Annotated in this window: 18 protein-coding genes and 1 tRNA gene; 14 read left to right on the top strand and 5 right to left on the bottom strand. The window is 71.8% G+C overall.

Going from position 1 to position 21833, the window contains the following annotated elements; genetic code table 11:
* Positions 1-165: 165 nt before the first annotated feature.
* Positions 166-1452: an acyl-CoA dehydrogenase family protein gene (locus KZ820_RS02625; protein WP_219747135.1), complete on the bottom strand. Its 1287-nt coding sequence runs from the start codon at positions 1450-1452 to the stop codon at positions 166-168.
* Positions 1453-1594: 142 nt separating this feature from the next.
* On the opposite strand from KZ820_RS02625, the gene KZ820_RS02630 reads away from it, so the two are divergent.
* Positions 1595-2830 (top strand): TetR/AcrR family transcriptional regulator, encoded by a 1236-nt coding sequence (locus tag KZ820_RS02630; protein ID WP_219747136.1) that lies wholly within the window; start codon positions 1595-1597, stop codon positions 2828-2830.
* Positions 2831-2971: 141 nt separating this feature from the next.
* Here KZ820_RS02630 and KZ820_RS02635 read toward each other — a convergent pair whose 3' ends face one another.
* Complete coding sequence (locus KZ820_RS02635) at positions 2972-3763, bottom strand: helix-turn-helix domain-containing protein (protein ID WP_219747137.1); 792 nt, start codon at positions 3761-3763, stop codon at positions 2972-2974.
* 203 nt (positions 3764-3966) lie between these two features.
* Here KZ820_RS02635 and KZ820_RS02640 point away from each other — a divergent pair, with 203 nt between their 5' ends.
* Positions 3967-5187: an MFS transporter gene (locus KZ820_RS02640; protein WP_219747138.1), complete on the top strand. Its 1221-nt coding sequence runs from the start codon at positions 3967-3969 to the stop codon at positions 5185-5187.
* Positions 5184-5873 carry a glutathione S-transferase N-terminal domain-containing protein gene (locus KZ820_RS02645; protein WP_219747139.1) on the top strand — a complete coding sequence of 230 codons (690 nt, stop codon included), beginning with the start codon at positions 5184-5186 and terminating at the stop codon, positions 5871-5873. The genes KZ820_RS02640 and KZ820_RS02645 overlap by 4 nt, the downstream gene beginning before the upstream one ends.
* 222 nt (positions 5874-6095) lie before the next feature.
* Here the strand turns inward: KZ820_RS02645 and KZ820_RS02650 are convergent, their stop codons facing one another.
* Positions 6096-6605 (bottom strand): cysteine hydrolase family protein, encoded by a 510-nt coding sequence (locus tag KZ820_RS02650; protein ID WP_219747140.1) that lies wholly within the window; start codon positions 6603-6605, stop codon positions 6096-6098.
* A gap of 130 nt (positions 6606-6735) precedes the next feature.
* Between KZ820_RS02650 and KZ820_RS02655 the strand changes: the two genes are divergently transcribed.
* The 7 genes from KZ820_RS02655 (at position 6736) to KZ820_RS02685 (ending at position 13483) form a co-directional block, all read left to right on the top strand.
* Entirely contained in the window at positions 6736-7536 is an 801-nt protein-coding gene (locus KZ820_RS02655; RefSeq protein WP_219747141.1) for a thioesterase family protein, read from the top strand.
* A gap of 113 nt (positions 7537-7649) precedes the next feature.
* A complete protein-coding gene (locus tag KZ820_RS02660) occupies positions 7650-8321 on the top strand; it encodes an EF-hand domain-containing protein (protein WP_219747142.1) in 672 nt (223 codons plus the stop codon).
* A 48-nt stretch (positions 8322-8369) separates the two neighbouring features.
* A complete protein-coding gene (locus KZ820_RS02665) occupies positions 8370-9089 on the top strand; it encodes a response regulator (protein ID WP_183943522.1) in 720 nt (239 codons plus the stop codon).
* Between the two features lie 76 nt (positions 9090-9165).
* Positions 9166-10479: a sensor histidine kinase gene (locus KZ820_RS02670; protein ID WP_219748060.1), complete on the top strand. Its 1314-nt coding sequence runs from the start codon at positions 9166-9168 to the stop codon at positions 10477-10479.
* Positions 10480-10687: 208 nt separating this feature from the next.
* Positions 10688-11242, top strand: a complete 555-nt coding sequence (gene dcd, locus KZ820_RS02675) for a dCTP deaminase (RefSeq protein WP_183920730.1) — start codon at positions 10688-10690, stop codon at positions 11240-11242.
* A gap of 302 nt (positions 11243-11544) precedes the next feature.
* Positions 11545-13197 carry a Na+/H+ antiporter gene (locus KZ820_RS02680; protein ID WP_219747143.1) on the top strand — a complete coding sequence of 551 codons (1653 nt, stop codon included), beginning with the start codon at positions 11545-11547 and terminating at the stop codon, positions 13195-13197.
* 7 nt (positions 13198-13204) lie between these two features.
* A complete protein-coding gene (locus KZ820_RS02685) occupies positions 13205-13483 on the top strand; it encodes a UvrB/UvrC motif-containing protein (protein ID WP_219747144.1) in 279 nt (92 codons plus the stop codon).
* 154 nt (positions 13484-13637) lie between these two features.
* Here KZ820_RS02685 and KZ820_RS02690 read toward each other — a convergent pair whose 3' ends face one another.
* Complete coding sequence (locus KZ820_RS02690; protein ID WP_219747145.1) at positions 13638-13895, bottom strand: hypothetical protein; 258 nt, start codon at positions 13893-13895, stop codon at positions 13638-13640.
* 68 nt (positions 13896-13963) lie between these two features.
* Here KZ820_RS02690 and KZ820_RS02695 point away from each other — a divergent pair, with 68 nt between their 5' ends.
* Positions 13964-14779 (top strand): TrmH family RNA methyltransferase, encoded by an 816-nt coding sequence (locus tag KZ820_RS02695; protein WP_219747146.1) that lies wholly within the window; start codon positions 13964-13966, stop codon positions 14777-14779.
* Positions 14780-14848: 69 nt separating this feature from the next.
* Positions 14849-15184, top strand: a complete 336-nt coding sequence (locus KZ820_RS02700) for a hypothetical protein (protein WP_219747147.1) — start codon at positions 14849-14851, stop codon at positions 15182-15184.
* A 236-nt stretch (positions 15185-15420) separates the two neighbouring features.
* Here KZ820_RS02700 and KZ820_RS02705 read toward each other — a convergent pair.
* Positions 15421-15496, bottom strand: a tRNA-Thr gene (locus KZ820_RS02705).
* 154 nt (positions 15497-15650) lie between these two features.
* On the opposite strand from KZ820_RS02705, the gene KZ820_RS02710 reads away from it, so the two are divergent.
* On the top strand, positions 15651-16895 hold the full coding sequence (locus KZ820_RS02710; RefSeq protein ID WP_219747148.1) for a PAS domain-containing protein: 1245 nt from the start codon (positions 15651-15653) through the stop codon (positions 16893-16895).
* A 276-nt stretch (positions 16896-17171) separates the two neighbouring features.
* Entirely contained in the window at positions 17172-21800 is a 4629-nt protein-coding gene (locus KZ820_RS02715) for an NAD-glutamate dehydrogenase (protein WP_219747149.1), read from the top strand.
* Positions 21801-21833 lie beyond the last annotated feature (33 nt).

The raw sequence follows: 21833 nt of genomic DNA on the forward strand, positions 1-21833 counted from the left end.
CGGTGCTTCGAGACGGCACTTCGACTTCGCTCAGTGCCTCAACAGCACGAACGGCTCTCTTCAAGATGCTCAACTTCTCACGCTCACGCGGCGCTCGCGCGATCGTGGATCCTGAAAGGTCAGGATAACGCCGGAGAAAAGTGGCAGAGCTTATCCTACTTCCCCTCACCGGCTCACCCTGACGTCGCCGCTCGACGGCGCATCGCGCCCGCCGGCGTCACCGTATTTCCCGAACTCGTGGCGCGCGATCGCGCGACAATGCACCTCGTCCGGTCCGTCGGCGAAGCGCAAGGTCCGCACCGAGGCCCAGGCGTGCGCCAGACCGGCGTCCTCCGCCACCCCGGCGCCGCCGAACGCCTGGATCGCGTCGTCGAGGATCTGCAACGCCATCGTCGGCGCCTGCACCTTGATCATCGCGATCTCCTGCTGCGCCGCCTTGTTCCCTGCCTTGTCCATCATGTCCGCGGCCTTGAGGCAGAGCAGCCGGGTCATCTCGATGTCGATCCGCGCGCGCGCGATCCGCTGCTCCCACACGCTGTGATCGGCAATGCGCTTGCCGAAGGCCACGCGCGCGAGCAGCCGCCGCGCCATCTTCTCGATCGCCACCTCGGCGACCCCGATCGTGCGCATGCAATGGTGGATCCGCCCCGGCCCGAGCCGCCCCTGCGCGATCTCGAAGCCGCGCCCCTCGCCCAGCAGCACGTTCTCCACCGGCACGCGCACGTCAGTGAAGCTCACCTCGCCGTGGCCGTGCGGCGCATGGTCATAGCCGTAGACCGAGAGCAGCCGTTCGACCTTCACGCCGGGTGTGTCCAGCGGCACCAGCACCTGACTCTGCTGCTGGTGGCGTGAGCCCTCGAAGCTGGTCTTGCCCATCAGGATGCCGATCCTGCAGCGCGGGTCACCCACCCCGGACGACCACCATTTGCGCCCGTTGATCACGTAGTGATCGCCGTCGCGCTCGATCCGCGTCTCGATGTTGGTCGCGTCGGACGAGGCGACCGCGGGCTCGGTCATCAGGAAGACCGAGCGGATCTCGCCCTCCATCAGCGGGCGCAGCCACGCCTCCTTCTGCGCGCGCGTGCCGTAGCGGTGGAGCACCTCCATGTTGCCGGTGTCGGGCGCGGAGCAGTTGAAGCATTCGCTGGCCCAGCCGATCCGCCCCATCTCCTCGGCGCACAAAGCATATTCGAGGTTGGTCAACTGGGTGCCCTGGAACGCGAAGCTGTCGTCGACGTGCTGCTGGCCCGAGTGCGGCGGCATGAAGAAGTTCCACAGCCCCTCGGCGCGGGCGACGCGCTTGACCTCCTCGATCACGGGGATGACCTTCCAGCGCTCGCCGCTCGCCAGCTGCTGCTCATATTCATGGTCGCGCGGCGTGATATGGCGCGCGATGAAGGCGCGGACGCGGTCGCGGAAATAGGTCTCGCGCTCGCTCAGCGTGAAGTCCATCGCCACCCTCTCCTCGTTGGTCGCGACCGGGCTTAGGCCATACCGTGCATTCGGTAAAGCAGGCTTCGTCGCGCCGCCAGCTACGATCCATGTCGATGGAAAAGGGACTGTATCTTCGAAAGCGACGTGCTAACCATCGGCCATGGGGGATCTGAGGACCGACGACGCCACCGCGACGCGGCGCTTCCGCGAGAAGCGTGAGGCGATCCTGGCCGCCGCGGCGGACGCGATCAACGAGCAGAGCGCGAAGGGCATGACCTTCGCCGACGTGGCGCGCCGCGTCGGGCTCAACACCACCAGCGTCACATATTACTTCAAGCGCAAGGAGGATCTCGCCGCCGCCGCGTTCGAGCATACGCTCGACTATCTGCTGGCGATGCTCGACGAGGCTTCGGCCGAGGCGGCCCCGCCCGAGCGGGTCGAGCGGCTGATCACGCTCAACCTCGCTCGGCTCGCCCGGATCGAGCGCGGCGAGGAACGCGCCTTCGCGGTGCTGTCCGACCTGCGCGCGATGGACGGGCCGGTGCGCGCGCGACTGATGGCGCGCTGGCGCGAGGTGTTCCGCCGTACCCGCGCACTGTGGGGCGAGCAGCGTGCGCGCGGCGCGGTCGATCTCGCCGGCGCGCGCGCGCACGTGCTGCTGGAAAATCTGTTCTGGCTGCCGGCCTGGCTGCCGCGCTACGACGCCGACCAATACCCGCGCGCCGCCGAGCGGCTGATGGACCTGTTCCGCCACGGCCTGGCCGGCGCGGACGCGCGCTGGTCTCCGCGCCAGCTGACGCTCGAGCAGGACGATGGGATGTCCGGGCGCGACGCCTTCCTGCTGGCGGCGACGCGGCTGATCAACGAGCTAGGCTATCGCGGCGCCTCGGTTCAGCGGATCGCCTCCGAGCTGAACGTCACCAAGGGCAGCTTCTACCATCATCTCGACGCCAAGGACGATCTGGTCGCGGCCTGCTACCGCCGCAGCTTCGACACGATCGCGGCGGCGCAGCGCAGCGCCGACGCGCGTGGTGGTACGCATTGGCAGCGGCTGTGCGACGCGGTGGCGACGCTGGTGGGGGTCCAATTTTCCGACAGCGGCTCGCTGCTGCGCACCACCGCGCTGAGCGGTCTGCCACCGGGCGAGCGCCAGCAGATGGTAGACCGCTCGACGCGGATCGCGCGTCGCTTCGCCGGCACGCTGATGGACGGCGCCGCCGAGGGGACGATCCGCCCGGTCGATAGCCTGATCGCGAGCCAGGCGCTAATGGCGCTGCTCAACGCCGCGTTCGACATGCGGAAGTGGGCCTCGACCATGGCGCACGAGCGCGCGGTGGGGCTCTACGCCTCGACCCTGCTGTTCGGCATGTTCGACGACCGGCTGCTCGGCGAGTGAGCGGACTCCTCACGGATCTCGTGCCGGAACTTCGAACCGCTCGCGCTGAGGAGAGGCTTTGACAAGCTCAGTGCCTCCTCAGCACGAACGGGAAGCGGGGCGGAAAGGTCTTGAAGGTGGGGCAGTCCACGCCCCGCCCCGCTACACCGGTTCGCCCAGCGCCTCGGTCCGCGCACGGATGGCGAGCTGGTTGTGCGGGCCGCGCCGGCGCGAGAACTCGCGCACCGAGCAGCCCAGGAACAGGTGGCTGTCGCGCAGGAAGTGCGAGCGGTCCCAATAGCCCGCGTCCTCCAGCGCCATCGGTGCGGCGTCGGGCTGGGTCAGCACCAGGCTCAAGGCGCGCAGGAAGCGCGTGCGGCGCAGCAGCAGCTTGGGGGTAAAGCCGAAGTTGAAGCGGGTCAGCGCGGCGAGCGCGCGCGGGGTCATGTCGAGCGCGTCGGCCACCGCCTCGATCCGCGTCGTGGCGGGATCGCGCAGCATCGTGCACAGCCGGTCGATCCGCGGGTCGGCCGGCGGACGGCGCTGCAACCGCGCCTCGAGCCAGGTGTCGAATACCTGCTGGAACGGCTCGCCCGCCTCGAGGGCGGCGCGCAGCATCTCGGCGCCGGGGTCGAGCTCATCGAGCGGCACCACCCGGTTCGACAATCGCGACACGTCGCCGCCGAACATCTGCGCCCAGCCATAAGGCAGCAGCCCCGCGCCCACCAGCGTGCCGCCCGAACTGTTGACATAGCCGGCGTAGCTGGTCGGCCCGGTCAGCGCGACCGTCGGCATCGGATCATAGGTCCGGCTGCCGATCCGCAGCGCCCAGGGCGGGCTGCCCGCCAGCGTCACCCGGATCGTCGCGACGCTGGGGAAGAAGGCATCGTGGAAGACGTGCCCCGGCACCACGGGCGCGGCGAAGCGGTGATAGCCCGTGACATGATGCGTCAAGGCGTCGCTCGGGCGGTGATACGCGACCGCGACGCTCTCCTGATCTCCCACCGGCGCCCCCCAGCAACCCTTATTTACATCTCATTACCGCGACGCGCGCGCAGGGCAAGCCTTGGTACCGGTTCGAGCCATATTCTTCTCACATGGATCAGCTTGTTGAACCCGGCGGCGACAGCGACCCTGCGCGGCGCTATGGAGTGGCAATGCCCCGTTTCGCGCATCGCGCCGTGCCGATCGTCCTCGCCGCCGTCACGGTGGACGTGATCGGCTTCGGCATCGTCATGCCGGTGTTGCCCGGCCTGATCGTCGCGCTCGGCCACACCGACCTGGCGCATGCCACGCTGATCGGCGGGTGGATGCTCGCCGCCTTCGCACTGGCGCAGTTCGTCGCCGGGCCGATCCTCGGCAATCTCGGCGACCGCTATGGTCGTCGCCCGGTGCTGGTGGCGGCGATGATCGCCTTCGCGCTCGACTATGCGCTGATGGCCGGGGCGCCCTCGCTGGCCTGGCTGTTTCTCGGCCGAGTCATTGCCGGCGCGGCGGGGGCGAGCTACGGACCCGCCGGCGCGGTGATCGCGGACGTGACCCCGCCCGAGCAGCGCGCCGCGGGCTATGGCCTGCTCGGCGCGGCGTTTGGGCTCGGCTTCATCGTCGGACCCGCGCTGGGCGGGCTGGTGGCACATTGGGGGCCACGCGCGCCGTTCGCGCTCGCCGCCGCGCTTGCCGCCCTCAACGCGATCGCGATGCTGCTCTTCCTGCCCGAGACGCTGGGGCGCGAGCGGCGCCGGCCGTTTCGCCTGCGCGACGCGCACGTGATCGGCGCCTTCCGCCCGCTGTTCGCCTCGGGCAACGCCGCGCCGCTGCTGGTGGCCTGGTTCCTGTGGCAGCTCGGCGGTATCGTATACCCGGCGGTGTGGAGCTTCTGGGCAACGCTGCGCTTCGGCTGGAGCCCCGCCGCGATCGGCTGGAGCCTCGCCTGGGTCGGCTTCCTCCAACTGCTCGTTCAGCTCTTCCTCACGCGGCGCGCGGTGGCGCGGCTGGGCGAACGCCGCGCCGCGCTGATCGGGCTGGTGGCGGGCGCCGCGACGCTGCTGGCCTACGCGTTCGTGACGCAGGGCTGGCAGGTCTATGCCTTCTTCCTGGTGGGCGCGCTCGGCGCCTTGGCGTGGCCGGCGCTGAACGGGCTGCTCAGCCGCCTGGTGGACGCGACGCGCCAGGGCGCGCTGCAGGGCGGGCTCGGCAGCATGAACTCGGTGGCCGCGGTGATCGGGCCGCTGATCGCGACGCAGAGCCTCGCCTGGGGCGCGCGGCGCGGCTTCGACGGGCTCGCCTTCGTCGTAGCGGGCACGCTGATCGGCGCGGCGGCATTGATCGTGGCGTTCGGCGTCCCCACCCTTCGCGCACACGACGGAGACGCGCGATGATCGACCTGCATTACTGGCCCACGCCGAACGGCCACAAGATCACGATTTTCCTGGAGGAGGCCGGGGTCGACTACACCGTCCACCCGGTCAATATCGGCAAGGGCGAGCAGTTCCGCCCCGAGTTCCTCGCGATCTCGCCCAACAATCGCATGCCCGCGATCGTCGACCATGCGCCGAGCGACGGCGGCGCGCCGGTCAGCGTGTTCGAGAGCGGCGCGATCCTGCTCTATCTCGCGCACAAGACCGGGCAGTTCGGCGGGGCGACGCCGCGGGCGCACGTCGAGGTGCTCGAGTGGCTGATGTGGCAGGTCGGCGGGCTCGGCCCGATGCTGGGGCAGAACCACCATTTCACCCGCTACGCGCCCGAGCGGGTGCCCTATGCGATCGAGCGCTATCTCAAGGAGACCGAGCGGCTGTACGGCGTGCTCGAGCGGCGATTGGAAGGGCGCGACTATGTCGCCGGTGGCGCGTACAGCATCGCCGACATGGCGTGCTTCCCCTGGATCTTGCCTGAGCCGCAGGGACAGGACATCAACGACTTCCCCAACATCGCGGCATGGCACGCACGGATCAAGGGGCGGCCCGCGGTGGTGCGCGCCTATGAGCAGGGCACGCGGGTGCAGGCGCAGCCGGCGGAGATGAGCGACGAGCAGCGGCGCGTGCTATTCGGCCAGGCCGCACGATAAGGAGGGTTGACCTGAGGTCGCGTAGCGAGCGCCGGTGAGAGAAGGACAACACGCCGGGGTCGGCGCTCGCTCACGTCAACGATCTGTCACCGCAGCTTCCCGTCACCCGGGGCTTGGCCCCGGAACCATGCCGCCAAGCACGCCAACCTCCTGTACATGCGGCGAGATGGATCCAGGCTCAGGGCCTGGTATGACGGTGGGCAGGCGGAGGGTTCGCCCATCTCACCCCTCCCGCGTCGGCCAGACGTCCGCCGTGGTGACGACAGGTATCTTCGAGCCCAGAGCGGCGAGCGCGACCTGATGGACGAAGTCGGTCGGCGCGGTGCAGAGGTCGCCGACGACGCGGCGGTCGAGCACCGTCGCCTCGGGCGCGAGCGCGGTGTAGGTGACGCAGTTCTGCGTCATCATGCCGCAGATGAAGAGCTCGCCGGTGTCGAGCAGATGCGCGCCGAGGTCGGTCTCTTGGAACGCGTCGGGAAAGCTCTTGGTGATCACCGCGGCGCCCTCCGCCGCGTCCATGATCGCGGGACGGATCACGCTGCCCGGCTCGTCCTCGGCGAAGGGACCGCCGGCGGCGACGTGGCGCACCAGCACGACCTGATCGCCTGCCGCCTGCGCCGCGGCGATCGCGGCGACGATCCGCTCCTCCACCGCCTCGGCGCGCCACAGCGGCAGCGCGCCGCGCGCGAAATAGGCGTTCTGGACGTCGATCACCAGCAGCGTACGCCTCATGTCATCTCCTCGTCGTCGCAGCCTCCTTCATAGCGGCTCCCGCGCCCCCGACGTGCCGCGCGGCCGACTCTTCTCGCCCCGCGGTGGCGTGCGGCATTGATCCGCCGCGATCCGCGGCTAGCGTGAGGCGATGACCGACCCAGCCTCCGCCACCCCGCTCGCCCAGTTGCTCGCGGCGCTCGTCCGCGACGGCGGCGCGGCACGCTGGCACGGCGCGATCCCGCCCGACTGGCAGCAGGGCCGCACCGCGTTCGGCGGCCTCTCGGCGGCGCTGGCGCTGCACGCGGCGCGCCAGCTCGAGCCCGAGCTGCCGCCGCTGCGCTCCGCGCAGGTGGCGTTCGTCGGGCCGCTCGCCGGCGCGGTGACGGTCTCCGCCACGCTGCTGCGTCGCGGGCGCAACGCCGCTTTCGTCGCCGCCGAGGTGAGCGGCGAGGCCGGGCTCGGCGTTCGCTGCACCTTCGTCTTCATGCGCGCGCTGCCCGACGCGCTGTCACATGCGCGCGGCGCCGCGCCCGCGGCCGCGCCGCCCGCTCCCAGTGACCGCGTGCTGCGCGGCGGCCACCCGCAGGTGGCGTTCACGCGCCACTTCGAGTTCGTCGACCCGCCCGGCCAGGACGATCCGGCGGCGTGGCTGCGCTGGGCGCGGCTCGCCGAGCGCGGCGGGCTCCACCCCGAGGTCGAGCTGCTGGCGCTCGGCGACTGCCTTCCCCCCGCGGCGCTGCGGCTGCTCGGCGTCGGCGCGCCGGTGAGCTCGATGACGTGGCAACTCAACCTGCTCGCCCCCGCTCCGGCGACGCGCGACGGCTGGTGGCTGCTGCGCTCCGCCACCGATCACGCGCGCGACGGCGCCTCGTCGCAGCAGATGGCGATCTGGGACGCGGACGGCCGCGCGATCGCCGAGCAGATCCAGTCGGTCGCGATCTTCGGCTGATACAAATCGCGACAATATTCCAGCGCGCCGACATTCCGGCGCGACAGGCGCGCTGTAGCACCACGACACTGACGGGGTCCGAGCCCCGTCGAACGTGTCGAGGGGTGTATCCGATGAAGACCTTGCTCTCCGCCGCGGTGCTCGGCGCCGCCGCGCTCGCCCATGCCGCGCCGCTGCTCGCGCAGGACCTGCCTGCCGCGCGCGCCGACGCGCCGCCGCCCGGTCCGATGGGACCGCGCGACCCGCTCGCCGCCGCCGACGCCGACCGCGACGGCGTGGTGACCCGCGAAGAGGCCGCCGCCGAGGCCGACCGCCGCTTCGCCGCGATGGACACCAATGGCGACGGCAAGATCGACCGCGACGAGCGTCGCGCCTTCCGCCCGCCGCACCGTCCGCGCGGCGACATGGCGCCGCCGCCCGGCGAGGACGGCCCACCGCCGCCGCCCCCGTCGGGTGCGGACGCGCCACCGCCTCCCCCGCCACCCGGTGCCGAGCGCGACGGCGGCCGGCGCGAACGGGGCGAGCGCGGCGACCGTCATCACCGGCGCGCGCCGCGCGAGATGACGCGCGAGCAGTTCCGCGAGCGCGCGCTGCGCATGTTCGACCGCGCCGATGCCAACCACGACGGCCGCGTCGATCAACAGGAGCGCGAGGCGATGCGGCTGATGATGCGCGCCCGCCGCATCGGCCCCGACGGCGATCTGCGCGGCCCCGGCCCGCATGACGGTGAGCATGGGGGCGGGCGTGACGGCGCGCGCGCCGGCACCGCGCCCGAGCGCGACTGACACCCGGCCCTTCCCTTCGAGGCATCAGCTATGGCAGGCCCCGACGACATGGCCGACACCCCGCATCTGCTGCTGGTCGACGACGAGCGCTCGATCCGCGAGCCGCTCGCCGTCTACCTGACCAAGCAGGGCTTCCGCGTCACCCAGGCGGGCGACGCGGAGAGCGCGCGGACACGCATGGCCGCCTACGCGATCGACCTGGTCGTGCTCGACATCATGATGCCGGGCGAGGACGGGCTGTCGCTGTGCCGCCATATCCGCGCCACCGGCGAGACGCCGGTGATCCTGCTCACCGCCAAGAGCGAGGAGACCGATCGCATCGTCGGGCTCGAGATGGGCGCGGACGATTATGTCGTGAAGCCCTTCTCGCCGCGCGAGCTGGCGGCCCGGATCAAGGTCGTCCTGCGCCGCACCGCGGGGGGGGCGGTGCGCCAGCACGCCCCCGAGAGCGGCGCCTATGCCTTCGCGGGCTGGCTGCTGAAGACCGGCGAGCGCGCGTTGGTCGACCGCGAGGGCGTCTCGGTGCCGCTGTCGACGGGCGAGTACAACCTGCTGCTCGCACTGGTGCAGCGCCCGCGCCAGGTGCTGACGCGTGACCAGCTGCTCGACCTCACCCAGGGGCGCGAGGCGGCGGCGTTCGACCGCGCGATCGACAATCAGGTGAGCCGGCTGCGGCGCAAGATCGAGGCCGATCCCAAAGCGCCCGAGATCATCAAGACGGTGTGGGGCGGCGGCTACGCGCTCTCCACCGACGTGACGCGACTGTGAGCGCGCCTGTGAGCGCCCTCGTGAGCGCCGCGTGACCTGGCGCCGCCTGCCCTGGCCGCGCAGCCTCGCCGGGCAGATGGCGCTGCTGGTCGCGCTCGCCCTGTTCGTGGCGCAGGCGATCAATCTCGCGCTGCTGCTGCGCGAGCGGAGCAGCTTTCGCGTCGCGCAGGCGTCGCGTCCTGCCGCTTTTCGCCTCGCCGACGCGATCGACCAGGAAGCGAGCGGGCGCCGCATTACCCCCGATCGCGGCCGCGTCCGCGTCGCGGCGCGCAGTCCGATCACCGCCGAGATGGCACCGCAGCCCGAGATGGCGCGCGAGGTACGCGCCCAGCTCGACGAGTTCGGCGTGCGGATGCGCCGGGTGGAGGTGGCGATCGCGCCGCCGGGCACCTATCAGGTGCCGCTCAGCCGGTTCGAGCGCCGCATGGCCGCGCGTCACGGCCCGGAGCCGCCGCCCGAGACGATCGTGGTCGCCGCGCAGCAGCCCGGCGGGCGCTGGCTGGTGCTGGCGGGCGGGCTGCCGCGCGGCGATACGCGACTGTTCTGGCGGCTGCTCGCGCAGACGCTGATCCTGTACGGAATGGTGCTGCTGCCCGTGCTGTGGGTAGCGCGGCGAATCTCGCGCCCCCTGCGCGAGCTCGCCGCCGCGGCGCGCGCCTACTCGCCGCGCACGCCGCCCCGCCCGCTCGAGGAGGAGGGACCGCCCGACGTCACCGCGGTGATCGCCGCGTTCAACGCGCTGAGCCTGCGCGTCACCGCGATGCTCGACGAGAAGGATCGCATGCTCGGCGCGATCGGCCACGACCTGCGCACGCCGCTGGCCGCGTTGCGCGTGCGGATCGAGTCGGTCGAGGACGAGCAGGACCGAGCGCGCATGGCCGACACGATCGCCGAGATGAACCGCACGCTGGAGGACATCCTCTCGCTGGCGCGGCTCGGCCGCCCGAGCGAGCCCGAGACCGAGGTCGATCTCGCCGCGTTGGTCGACGCGGTAGTGGAGGATTTCCGTGACCTGGGTGACGATGTCGCGTTCGAGGAGGCCGAGCGGCTGCGCATGCGGCTGCGCCCGTCGCTGATCCGCCGCGCGGTGCGCAACCTGATCGAGAATGCGGTGAAATATGCCGGCGCCGCCGAGGTCTCGCTTCGTGCCGGGGCGGCGAGCGCGGCGATCGTGGTCGCCGACCGCGGCCCCGGCATCCCGGCGGACCGACTGGACGACGTGTTCGGCGCCTTCATCCGGCTGGAGACGTCGCGCAACCGCGAGACCGGCGGGATCGGCCTCGGGCTGGCGCTGGCGCGCGCGATCGTCGAGGAGGCCGGCGGCGCGATCGTGCTCGCCGCGCGCGACGGCGGCGGGCTGGTCGCGACGATCACGCTGCCGCGGGGGTGAGCGGGAGTCGGGCGTGTGGCCGTGCTTCGAGACGGCACTTCGACAGGCTCAGCGCCTCCTCAGCTGGACCGGCGGTGGGCATGATGGTTCCCTCCCGTTCGCGCTGAGGAGAGGCTGAGCCTGCCGAAGCCTCGTCTCGAAGCGCCACCGCCCCCTTGCGCTCACCCGGCGCAGCGCCGAAAGCGTCCGCTCACCTGGGGGAGCCTATATGTCGATCCTGTCGGACCGCTGGATCCGCGAGCGCGCGCAGGGCGAGGGCATGATCGAGCCCTTCGTCGAGGCGCAGCGCCGCGACGGCTGCATCAGCTACGGCCTGTCGAGCTACGGCTATGACGCGCGCGTGGCCGACGAGTTCAAGATCTTCACCAACGTCGACAACGCGATCGTCGACCCGAAGGACTTCGCCTCGAACAGCTTCGTCGATCGCAAGACCGACGTCTGCATCATCCCGCCCAACAGCTTCGCGCTCGCCCGCACGGTGGAATATTTCCGCGTGCCGCGCGACGTGCTGGTGATCTGCCTCGGCAAGTCGACCTACGCGCGCTGCGGCATCATCGTGAACGTCACCCCGCTCGAACCGGGTTGGGAGGGGCACGTCACGCTCGAATTCTCGAACACCACGCCGCTGCCCGCCAAGATCTACGCCAACGAGGGCGCGTGCCAGTTCCTGTTCCTCCAGGGCAACGAGCCGTGCGAGATCAGCTACGCCGACCGCGCGGGCAAATATATGGGCCAGCGCGGGGTGACGCTGCCGCGGCTGTGAGAGGAGTGCGAGGAGTGGGAGGGCGGAGCACGCCGTGATCTGCTACGCTGCCGCTCCCCCTCCTAACCTGTTCCCCGGCGGCCGCCGGGGTCCAGTTGGGGGACGCTTATGTGTCGTACCGCGGCCTTCCCACCTGGGCCCCGGCCTTCGCCGGGGAACAGGCCACGCTCGTAGCGACGTCCGCCGTATCATCGCGGCGTCGGGGCAGCGCGCGGCTGGGGCGTCGCCGATCTTCTGCGTACCGCACGGAACCCCACCGCCGCGCGCGTCTTAGAAAAGAGTCTCAGCGGGAGAGCTTGAAGTTGGATGTCGTTACCCTGTGCCTGTTCCTGTTGCTGGCGGTGGTCGTCAGCGGCACCGTCTCGCGACTTCTTCCCTCCGCTCTCCCCCGCCCGCTGGTCCAGATCGCGCTCGGCGCGCTGATCGGCGCCTTCGCCGGCATCCGGGTGGAGCTCGATCCCGAGCTGTTCTTCCTGCTTCTGGTCCCGCCGTTGCTGTTCCTCGACGGATGGCGCATCCCCAAGGACGAGCTGCTGCGCGACCGCGGCGCGGTGCTCGGGCTCGCGCTCGGTCTGGTGTTCCTCACCGTGCTCGGGCTCGGCTTCTTCGTCCACTGGCTGATCCCGGCGATGCCGCTGGCGGTCGCCTTCGCGCTCGCCGCGGTGGTGTCGCCGACCGACCCGATCGCGGTCGGCGCGATCGCGCAGAAGGTACCGATCCCCAAGCGCATGATGCACATCCTCGAGGGCGAGTCGCTGCTCAACGACGCCTCGGGGCTGGTCTGCCTGCGCTTCGCCATCGCCGCCGCGCTCAGCGGCACCTTCTCGCTCGGCGAGGCGCTCGGCACCTTCGCCTGGATGGCGCTCGCCGGGGTCGCGATCGGCGCCGGTGTCACCTGGCTGGCGATCGGCGGCAAGTCACTCGTGGCGCGCCGTACCGGGGGCGATGACGCGGGCTCGAACATCCTCGTCAGCCTGCTGATACCCTTCGGCGCCTATCTCGCGGCCGAACATGTCCACGCCTCGGGCGTGCTCGCCGCCGCCGCGGCGGGCATCGCCATGACCTTCGTCGGCAGCGGCGTCGCGGTGAGCGCGGCGACGCGGATCCGTCGCCGCGCGGTATGGGACATGCTGCAGTTCACGCTGAACGGCGTGATCTTCGTGCTGCTCGGCGAGCAACTGCCCGCGCTGTTCGCCGGCGCGCGCGCCGCGGTCGCGGGGACGGGGCACGACAATGTCTGGTGGCTGCTCGGCTATGTCGGCGCGATCGTCGCGGTACTCGCCGCGCTGCGCTACGGCTGGGTGTGGGTGGCATTGCAACTGACGCTCTATCGCGCCAAGCAGCGCGGCGACGGTCCGAAGGGCAGCCCACCGCGGCGGGTGATCGCGGCCATGTCAGTGGCCGGCGCGCGCGGCGCGATCACGCTGGCGGGTGCGCTGACGCTGCCGCTGACGCTGCCGAGCGGCGCCGACTTCCCCGCGCGCGATCTGGTCATCCTGCTCGCCTCGGGCGTGATCCTCGCCTCGCTCGCGATCGCCGCGGGCGGGCTGCCGCTGCTGCTGCGCGGGCTGACTTTCCCCGCCGAGGAGGGCGCCGCGGGCGAGCGCGACCGCGCGCGCGTGGTCACCGCCGAGGCGGCGATCGCCGAGATCGAGCGGGTCCAGCATGCCATGGCGCAGGACCGCGGCGACGCCGATCGCTACACCGACGTGGCGGCACGGCTGATGGCGCAATATCGCGACCGCATCGCCCATCTCGACGAGGACAGCGGCGCGCGCGACGAGCGCTCACAGGACGCCGAGATCGAACGCGAGCTCCGCCTCGCCGCCGTCCGCGCCGAGCGCCGGGCGCTGTTCGCGCTGGGCCGCCGCCGCGAGATCGGGCTGACGCTAGCCGAACAGCTCGGCCGCGAGCTCGACCTCGCCGACGCGCGACTGACGCGGAAGGGGCTGTGATCGGGCCATGAGCATGACGATCGCCGAGCTGCACGCCGCGATGGAAGCCGCCGCCGCCGCGCTCGACTTCGAGGAGGCGGGCCGGCTGCGCGACCGCATCAACCTGCTGCGCGGCGGCGCGACAGCGGACGAGGCGGCTGCCGCCGATCTCGGCGGGCTGGAGCGTCAGCGCCCCGGCGCGATGGGGCTGGGCACGAGCCAGCAGCGGGTCACGCCGCCGCCGGGCTGGACTCCCCCGCCCCGCCCCGACCCGATGACGCGCGGCCGCGGCACACGCCGCCGCTGAGCGGGGTCGGAGGTGCGTCTGAGCGTCTGGCGCAAGGACGGTGACGCCTGTCCCCACGCCGCCGTCACCCTCAGCGCTGGCAGACGAAACGAGCTGGCCGCGATCACGACGCGAAGCTCAGCCGGCGTTCGGTGCCCCCTAGGCTCAGCCTTCCTCACAACCCGATGGTATCGAGCGCGGCGGCGAGTTCGGGGTCAATGGTCTCGCCTTGTCGCGGCGTCAGCCGGTTGAGTGCGGTTTGTAGGCGGCGCTGTGCCACCTGGAGCGTCTTGTGACGAACCGCGCGCACCTGGTTGGTCCGCCCCGAGCGGCTCTCGCCCAGCAGCGCGGCCCATTTCTCCTCTTCCGCCGCGAGGATCGCGAGCGCGAGCCGGAGGCCGTCCCGCTGGCCGCGCGCGTGATCGTCACTCATCTGCCGTCGCTCCGCCATGGCGCCGGCCGAGGGTGGCACGGCGCGCCCGATGCTTTACGGGCATCGCCGTGCCCCAGTTGATCCCGATCGTCGACCCCGCCGACCCGCGCGTCGAGCCCTATCGCGACATCCGCGAGCGCGACCTGGTCGGGCGGCGCGGCCTGTTCGTCGCCGAGGGGGTGGTCGTGCTCGAGAAGCTGGTGGAGAGCGCGACGCATCGCGCGACCTCGCTGCTGATCGCCGACAAGCGCGCCGCGGCGCTGGCGCCGCTGCTGGCGCGGCTGCCAGCCGACACGCCGGTGTACCTCGCCGCGCCGGGCGTGCTCGACGCGGTCGCCGGCTTCCCGCTCCACCGCGGCGTGCTCGCGATCGGGCAGCGCGGCGCGGACCTGCCCGCCGAGGCATTGCTCGGCGGCACGATCCCGCCGCGCGACGTACTGCTGCTGAGCGGCATCGCCAATCACGACAACATGGGCGGGATCTTCCGCAACGCCGCGGCCTTCGGCGTGGGCGCGGTGCTGCTCGACGCCGACTGCTGCGACCCGCTCTACCGCAAGGCCATCCGCGTCTCCGTGGGCGCCGCGCTGACCGTGCCGTTCGCGCGGCTCGGGCGCGACGAGGACGCGCTCGCGCTGCTGGCACACCACGGGTTCGAGGCGGTCGCGCTCAGCCCGGCCGGCACGACCGCGCTGCCGGCGTGGCGCCCCGCCCTGCGCAGCGCGGTGCTGCTCGGCGCGGAGGGGCCGGGGCTGGCGCCGGCGCTGATGGCGCGGTCGCGCACGCTGCGGATCGCGATGGCGGCGGGGTTCGACTCGCTCAACGTCGCGACCACCTCGGGGATCGTGCTCCACCATCTCGCCACCGCGCGCGGGGGCGGGGCGTAGCGTTATGGGGCGACGCCGCGCCGGCGCGGCGTTGCCGTGCCGGGCCGGCGCGGCATAAGTCTCGTCGCCATGAGTATCCTGTGTACCCTCGGCCTGCACCGCTGGCAGAGCCACCCGACCCTGCGCCCGGGCACCACCGTCCATCGCTGCGCCTGGTGCGGCACGCGCGCGCTGACCCATGGCGGCCGGCAGCGACGGCGCAAGCGCATCTTCTTCGGCGCCGCGCTGCTCGTCTCGGCGGGGCTGTGGTTCGTCGGCTACAACCTGCTGGTGCACGGCCGCACGCGCGTGCTCCACACCGCCTCGACCTCGGCGCGCAAGGTGGCGACCGCGGCGTCGCACGGCCGCAACGCGGTGCATCGGATCGAGGGCGACCGCGGCAGCTACGTCGAGGGCAAGGACTGAGGCAAGCGAGAAGGAAGCTGAGTGCGCGGTCCGCGGCGAGCATTAGAAGACGCCGGCGCGTCGTAGGGCGGGCAAAAGGCGGTCGGCCGGGCGGACAGCGACGGCGGCACTCTCGAGATTCTTCATGATGCCCGAGCAGCTCGCGGCTGGGATGACGGCGCCGCAGCGGTGCCCGAGCAGCCTCGGTGCCGACCAACGACTGCAGGCAAAGACGCCTGCGATACGAGCATTTAAGGTGGTGCCGCTTACAGGACTCGAACCTGTGACCCCATCATTACGAATGATGTGCTCTACCAACTGAGCTAAAGCGGCCCGATAGCGCCCGAGGGCACCGCATCGTGGAGCGCGCGCTTAGCAGCGGCTCCCGGACGTGGCAAGCGCTTCCGGACTTTACGCGGAGTTTACCATCCATGGTGCAGATCGGGCGGGACAGGCCGACTCCGCAGGCCTCACTGGGACGATGAGCATGGACACGCCGCGCGGTTACGACGACCTCCGCCACGACCTCGACCCGACCGAGGGCGGCGTCGGCGAGGCGGTGCTCGCGATCGGCGGCGACGAGCGGCGCATGCACGTGCGCGCCTATAATCACTGGGTGTCGCTGCTCGGCGACCGCCCGTACCCCGCCATCGCCGACCTCGAGCCCGCCAGCATCGCCGACTTCGGCGCCAACAGCGTGCTGCTCGACTTCTCCGCGGGCGTGGACGATCCGTCGGTCCAGTTCATCGGCCGCGCGCTGCGCGACGAATGCGGCGCTGACCAGACGATCGCGCGGATCAGCGACGTGCCCGCGCGCTCGCTGCTGTCGCGGCTGACCGACCATTACCTCCAGATCATCGCCAACCAGGTGCCGATCGGCTTCGAGGCCGAGTTCGTCGGCACGCGCGGCCACGCCACGCTGTACCGCGGCATCCTGATGCCCTTCTCCTCCGACGGGGCGGCGATCGACTTCATCTACGGCGTGATCAACTGGAAGGAGCTGGTCACCGCGGACCATCAGGCCGCGCTCGACCGCGAGCTGTCGGTGGCGCGCGCGCCGCGGCATGATCCCGTCCCCGCCGCCGCCTGGGCCGACGGGCCGCACGCCGATGCCGACTTCGACGCGCTGCCCTGGCCCGAGGCCGCGCCCGTCGCCTCGCTCGACGACCGGCTCGCCGCCGCGCGCGAGAGCGCGGCCTCGGCGCGCACCGCCGCGACGCGCAGCCACGCCGCGCTGTACCGCGCGCTCGGCCGCGCGCACGATTTCGCGCTGGCCGCCGCGGACGCGCCCGAGCGGCTCGCCGATATCCTCGACGAGGCCGCGATCAAGGTGCAGGCGCGCGCGCCGATGACCGCGATCGCCAAGCTGATCTTCGGCACCGATCATGACAAGACGCGGCTGACCGAGCTGGCCACGGTCCTCGCCTGGGCCGCGCGCACCGGCGTCGCCGAGGGCGAGCTGGCCGGCGTACTCGAGTCAGTCGAGGGCGGGATCAAGCGCCTCGTCGCGGACGAGCGCGCCGCGCGCCGGCCGGTGACGCGCGCCACGCCGCGGCTGGCGCCGTTGATCGCGGCGCGCGCGCCGCTGGCCGAGCTCGCGCTCGACAGTGGCGTGGCCGAGGGCGAGCCGGTCGTGCTGCTCGGCCGCGCCGTCGCGGGCGGGATCGTGGTGGTCGGCACCGTCGGCGACGATACCAGGCTCGCGGAGCAGGTGCTGCGGCGGCTCGGTTGAGGCTTTCGGCTCGTCACCGCGGCGGCGCGGAGGCCGCTGGTGCGACCCGGTCTCGGCGTATGACACCGCCGGTTCGAATGATGCCGTCAACCTGAGCTCGTATCAGGATCAACCTGTCCTCAGATTCGGCGCCCGATGAGTGCGCGACACGGTGGATCCTGAGACAAGCTCAGGATGACGCCGGTATTGGGCGACGGGCTCCTTGTTTTTCATCGGCTATTTCTCTCGTGCCACATGGGGTTGAGCCGCGTCGCTGCCCGGCGCATAGCGCGGGTCATGGTCGAGAAGTCTCTGCAGAAACTGTCTGCCGCGCTCGCGGCGCGGCTCACCCATCGCGCGCTTCCTGGGGAGATCGCCGGCTTCGGCGAGGACAAGCAGGCCGAGGCGGCCGCCTTCCTGGCCGAGACCGCGGCGCATCGCGCCCCCGGCACTGCCGCGCTCGCGCTGGAGCAGCTGCCCGGCGACGGCGCGCGACGCCGCATGCGGCTCGCCATCGTCAACGACGACATGCCCTTCCTGGTAGATTCGGTCGCCGCCGCGATCGGTGACCGCGACATCGCGGTCGATCGCGTGATCCACCCCGTCATTCGCGTCTCGCGCGACGCCGACGGCACGCTGACCGCGATCGAGGAGGCGAGCGGCCACGCCGAGTCGATGATCTACGTCGAGCTCGAGCGCGTCGACGCGAAGGATCGTCGCGCGCTGACCGACGAGATCGAGCGGCTGCTGCGCGACGTGCGCGTGGCGGTGGGCGACTGGCGCCAGATGCAGGCCGCGCTCGCCGCCGACGCGGGCATGCTCGACGATACAGGGCACGATCCCGAGGGCGCCAACCTGCTGCGCTGGTTCCTCGACCGCCATTTCACGTTGCTCGGCCACGAGCGCTGGCACGTCGACGGCCACGCCGACGCGGCCGAACCGCTCGGGATCGCGCGCAACGACCATGAGGTGCCGCTGCTCGCCGAGCGCTCGCGCCGGCTCGCGGTGGAATATTTCACCGCCGGCAACGCCGCGCCTTTGCTGCTCAAATCGAGCCTGATCTCGCCGGTGCATCGCCGCGTCCCACTCGACCTGCTGGTGGTGCCGCTCGCCACCGGCGGCACGGTGACGGGGCTGTCGATCCACGCCGGGCTGTGGACCTCGGCCGCGCTCAACGCGCCGCCGCGCAGCGTGCCGGTGCTGCGCCAGCGGCTGGCGGCGAGCGAGGCCAAGTTCGGCTTCGATCCCGCCGGCCATACCGGCAAGGCGCTGACCCACGCGATCGCGACGCTGCCGCACGACCTGATGATCGCGGTCGACGCCGCGGGGATGGAGGAGCTCGCGCTCACCGCGATGAGCCTCGCCGACCGGCCGCGTCCCAAGCTGGTGCTGGCGCGCTCGCCGCTCGGCCGCCATCTCTACGCCTTCGTCTGGCTGCCGCGCGACGAGATGACGACCGCGCGCCGCGTCGCGATCGGCGACATGCTGGCGGAGGAGGCCAACGGCCAGATCCTCAACTGGACCACCAGCGTCGAGGACAGCCGCACTGCGCTGCTGCGCTACACGATCGACCTGCGCGGCGCAGGCCGACTGCCCGACGCCTCGCTGCTCGACGCGCGGCTGGAGAAGATGGTGCGCGGCTGGACGCCGTCGATCGAGGCGGCGCTGGCCGACGAGGTCGGGCCGGCGCGCGCGGCGCGACTGGCGCTGCGCCACGCCGCCGCCTTCCCGCCGCGCTACCGCACTGGCGCCACCCCCGACGAGGCGGCCCGCGACATCGTCTCGATCGCCAACCTGGTCGACGACGCCGACCGCGAGGTGCGCTTCACCGCCGGCGGCGACGGCATGCTCCACCTCAAGGTCTATCGCCAGGGCGGCCCGCTGGCGCTGTCCGACGCGGTGCCCGCGCTGGAGCATTTCGGCTTTCGCGTGATCGAGGAGATGCCGACCGGGCTGACCGACGAGGAGCGGTCGTCGATCCACGACTTCACGCTGGAGACCGCCGCCGACGTGCCCGCGGTGCTCGCCGCGGCGGAGACGCTGCAGGAGGCGATCGCGCAGGTGCTCGAGGGCCGCGCCGAGGACGACGGCTTCAACCGGCTGATGCTCGAGGCCGGCCTGTCGCCGTCGGCGGTGGTGCTGTTTCGCGCCTGGTTCCGCTACCTGCGCCAGGCCGGGATGAGCTACGGCATGGCGACGGTGGTGGAGACGCTGACGCGCGCGCGCGACGTGACGAAGGCGCTGGTCGACCTGTTCGCCGCCCGCCACGACCCCGCGCGCCCCGGCGACGCCGAGGCCGCCGCCGCCGCGATCGACGCCGGGCTCGACGCGGTCACCGGGATCGACGACGACCGCATCCTGCGCGCCTTCCGCGCGGTGATCGACGCGACGCTGCGCACCAACGCTTATACCGAGGCGGCGAACGAGGCGCTGGCGTTCAAGCTCGACAGCGCCCGGATCCCCGGCCTGCCCGCGCCGCTGCCGTGGCGCGAGGTGTGGGTCTATTCGCCGCGCGTCGAGGGCATCCACCTGCGCGCCGGCCCGGTCGCGCGCGGCGGCCTGCGCTGGTCCGACCGGCGCGACGATTTCCGCACCGAGATCCTCGGCCTGATGAAGGCGCAGCGCGTCAAGAACGCGGTGATCGTACCGACCGGCGCCAAGGGCGGCTTCTACGCCAAGCAACTGCCCGCGCCGGGCAACCGCGACGCCTGGCTGGCCGAAGGTACCGAGGCCTATCGCATCTTCATCCGCACGTTGCTGTCGATCACCGACAATATCGTCGCCGGCGAGGTGGTGCATCCCGACGGCGTCGTCGTCCATGACGGCGACGACCCCTATTTCGTCGTCGCCGCCGACAAGGGCACCGCGACCTTCAGCGACGTCGCCAACGCGATCGCGCTGGAGCGCGGCTTCTGGCTCGGCGACGCCTTCGCCAGCGGCGGCTCGCAGGGGTACGACCACAAGGCGATGGGCATCACCGCCAAGGGCGCCTGGGTCTCGGTGCAGCGCCACTTCGCCGAGCGGGGGCTGGACGTGCAGACACAGCCGATCCGCGTCGTCGGCTGCGGCGACATGTCGGGCGACGTGTTCGGCAACGGCATGCTGCTGTCCAAGGCGATCCGGCTGGTCGCCGCCTTCGACCACCGCCACATCTTCCTTGACCCCGATCCAGACGCGGCGGCGAGCTGGGCCGAGCGCGACCGCCTGTTCGCGCTGCCGCGGTCGAGCTGGGCCGATTACGACACCGCATTGATCTCGCCGGGCGGTGGGGTGTTCGCGCGCGACATGAAGTCCATCCCGCTCTCGCCCGAAGTACGCGCCGCGCTGGGCATCGCGGCGGAGCGGCTCGAGCCGACCGCGCTGATCTCGGCGATCCTCAAGAGCCCGGTCGACCTGATCTGGTTCGGCGGCATCGGCACCTATGTGAAGGCCGCGTCCGAGAACAACGCCACCGTCGGCGATCCCGCCAACGACCGGCTCCGCGTCGACGCCGAGGAGCTGCGCGCCACCGCGATCGGCGAGGGCGCGAACCTCGGCGTCACCCAGGCCGCGCGCATCGCCTTCGCGGCGAGAGGCGGGCGGATCAACACCGACTTCATCGACAATTCGGCCGGCGTCGACTGTTCGGACAATGAGGTCAACATCAAGATCGCGCTCAACCGCGAGATGATAGAGGACCGGCTGGCCTTCGACGACCGCAACGCTTTGCTCGGCGCGATGACCGACGATGTCGCGCGGCTGGTGCTGGAGGACAACCGCCTCCAGACGCTCGCGCTGTCGATCGCCGAGGGCGGCGGGGTGCAGGCGCTGCCCAGCTATGTCCGGCTGATCGAGGTGTTCGAGGAGAGCGGCCGACTCGACCGCCGCGTCGAGGGGCTCGGCAGCAACACCGACCTGCTCCGCCGCAGCAGCGACGCGCGCGGGCTCACCCGCCCCGAGCTGGCGGTGCTGCTCGCCACCGCCAAGCTCGCGCTGCAGGACGCGATCGAGCATTCGGCGCTCGGCGACGACCCGGCGCTCGCCGAGGACCTCCATGCCGCCTTCCCGCCCGCGATGCGCGAGCGCTTCGCCGCCGCGATCGACGCGCACCGACTGCGCTTGCAGATCGTCGCCACCAAGCTGGCCAACCGCGTCATCAACCGGATCGGCATCCTCCACCCATTCGAGCTGGCCGAGGAGGAGGGAGCGACGCTCGCCGATATCGCCGCGATGTTCGTGGTGGTGGAGCGCCAGTTCGGCCTCACCGCGCTGTGGCACGCGATCGAGACCGAGCCGATGCCCGAGAGCGGTCGGATCGCGCTGTTCGACGAGACCGCGGTGGCGGTGCGCTCGCAGATCGCCGACCTGCTGCGCACCACCGCCCCGGCCACCCCGCCCTCGGCGGTGCTGGCGCGGCTGTCGGCGGGCATCGAGCGGCTCGACGTCGCCGCGGGCGAGCTGCTGCTCGACGAGGCGCGCGCGCACTCGCGCCGCATCGCCGACACGCTCGAGCAGGCCGGCGCGCCGCACGATCTCGCCACCCGCGTGGTGCGGCTGTTTGAGCTGGACGGCGCGGTCGGGCTCGCCGATCTGGGCGAGCGCGCCGGGATCGAGGAGACGCGGCTGGCGCGCGCCTTCACCCGATTGGGGCAGGCGCTGGGGCTCGACTGGGCGCAGTCGACCGCGACGCGCATCTCGCCGAGCGACCCGTGGGAGCGGCTGCTGATCGCCGGACTGGCGCGCGACTTCCAGCAGCTGCGGCTCGACTTCTTGGGCCGCGGCGGGGCGGGCGATCCGGAGGCGCTGGTGGCCGACTGGCTCGCGCGCAACGGGGCTCGCGTGACGCAGTTCCGCGCGGTGATCGACCGCGCGCGCAACGCGCAGTCGCCGAACGCCGCGATGCTGGCGCAGATCGCGAGCCAGGCGCGCGTGCTGCTGGGGCGGTAGGAAAGCGCGTGGTCGTCTGAGGTTCCTCCCCTT

The sequence above is a fragment of the Sphingomonas citri genome (genome assembly GCF_019429485.1).
Lineage (GTDB): Bacteria > Pseudomonadota > Alphaproteobacteria > Sphingomonadales > Sphingomonadaceae > Sphingomonas > Sphingomonas citri.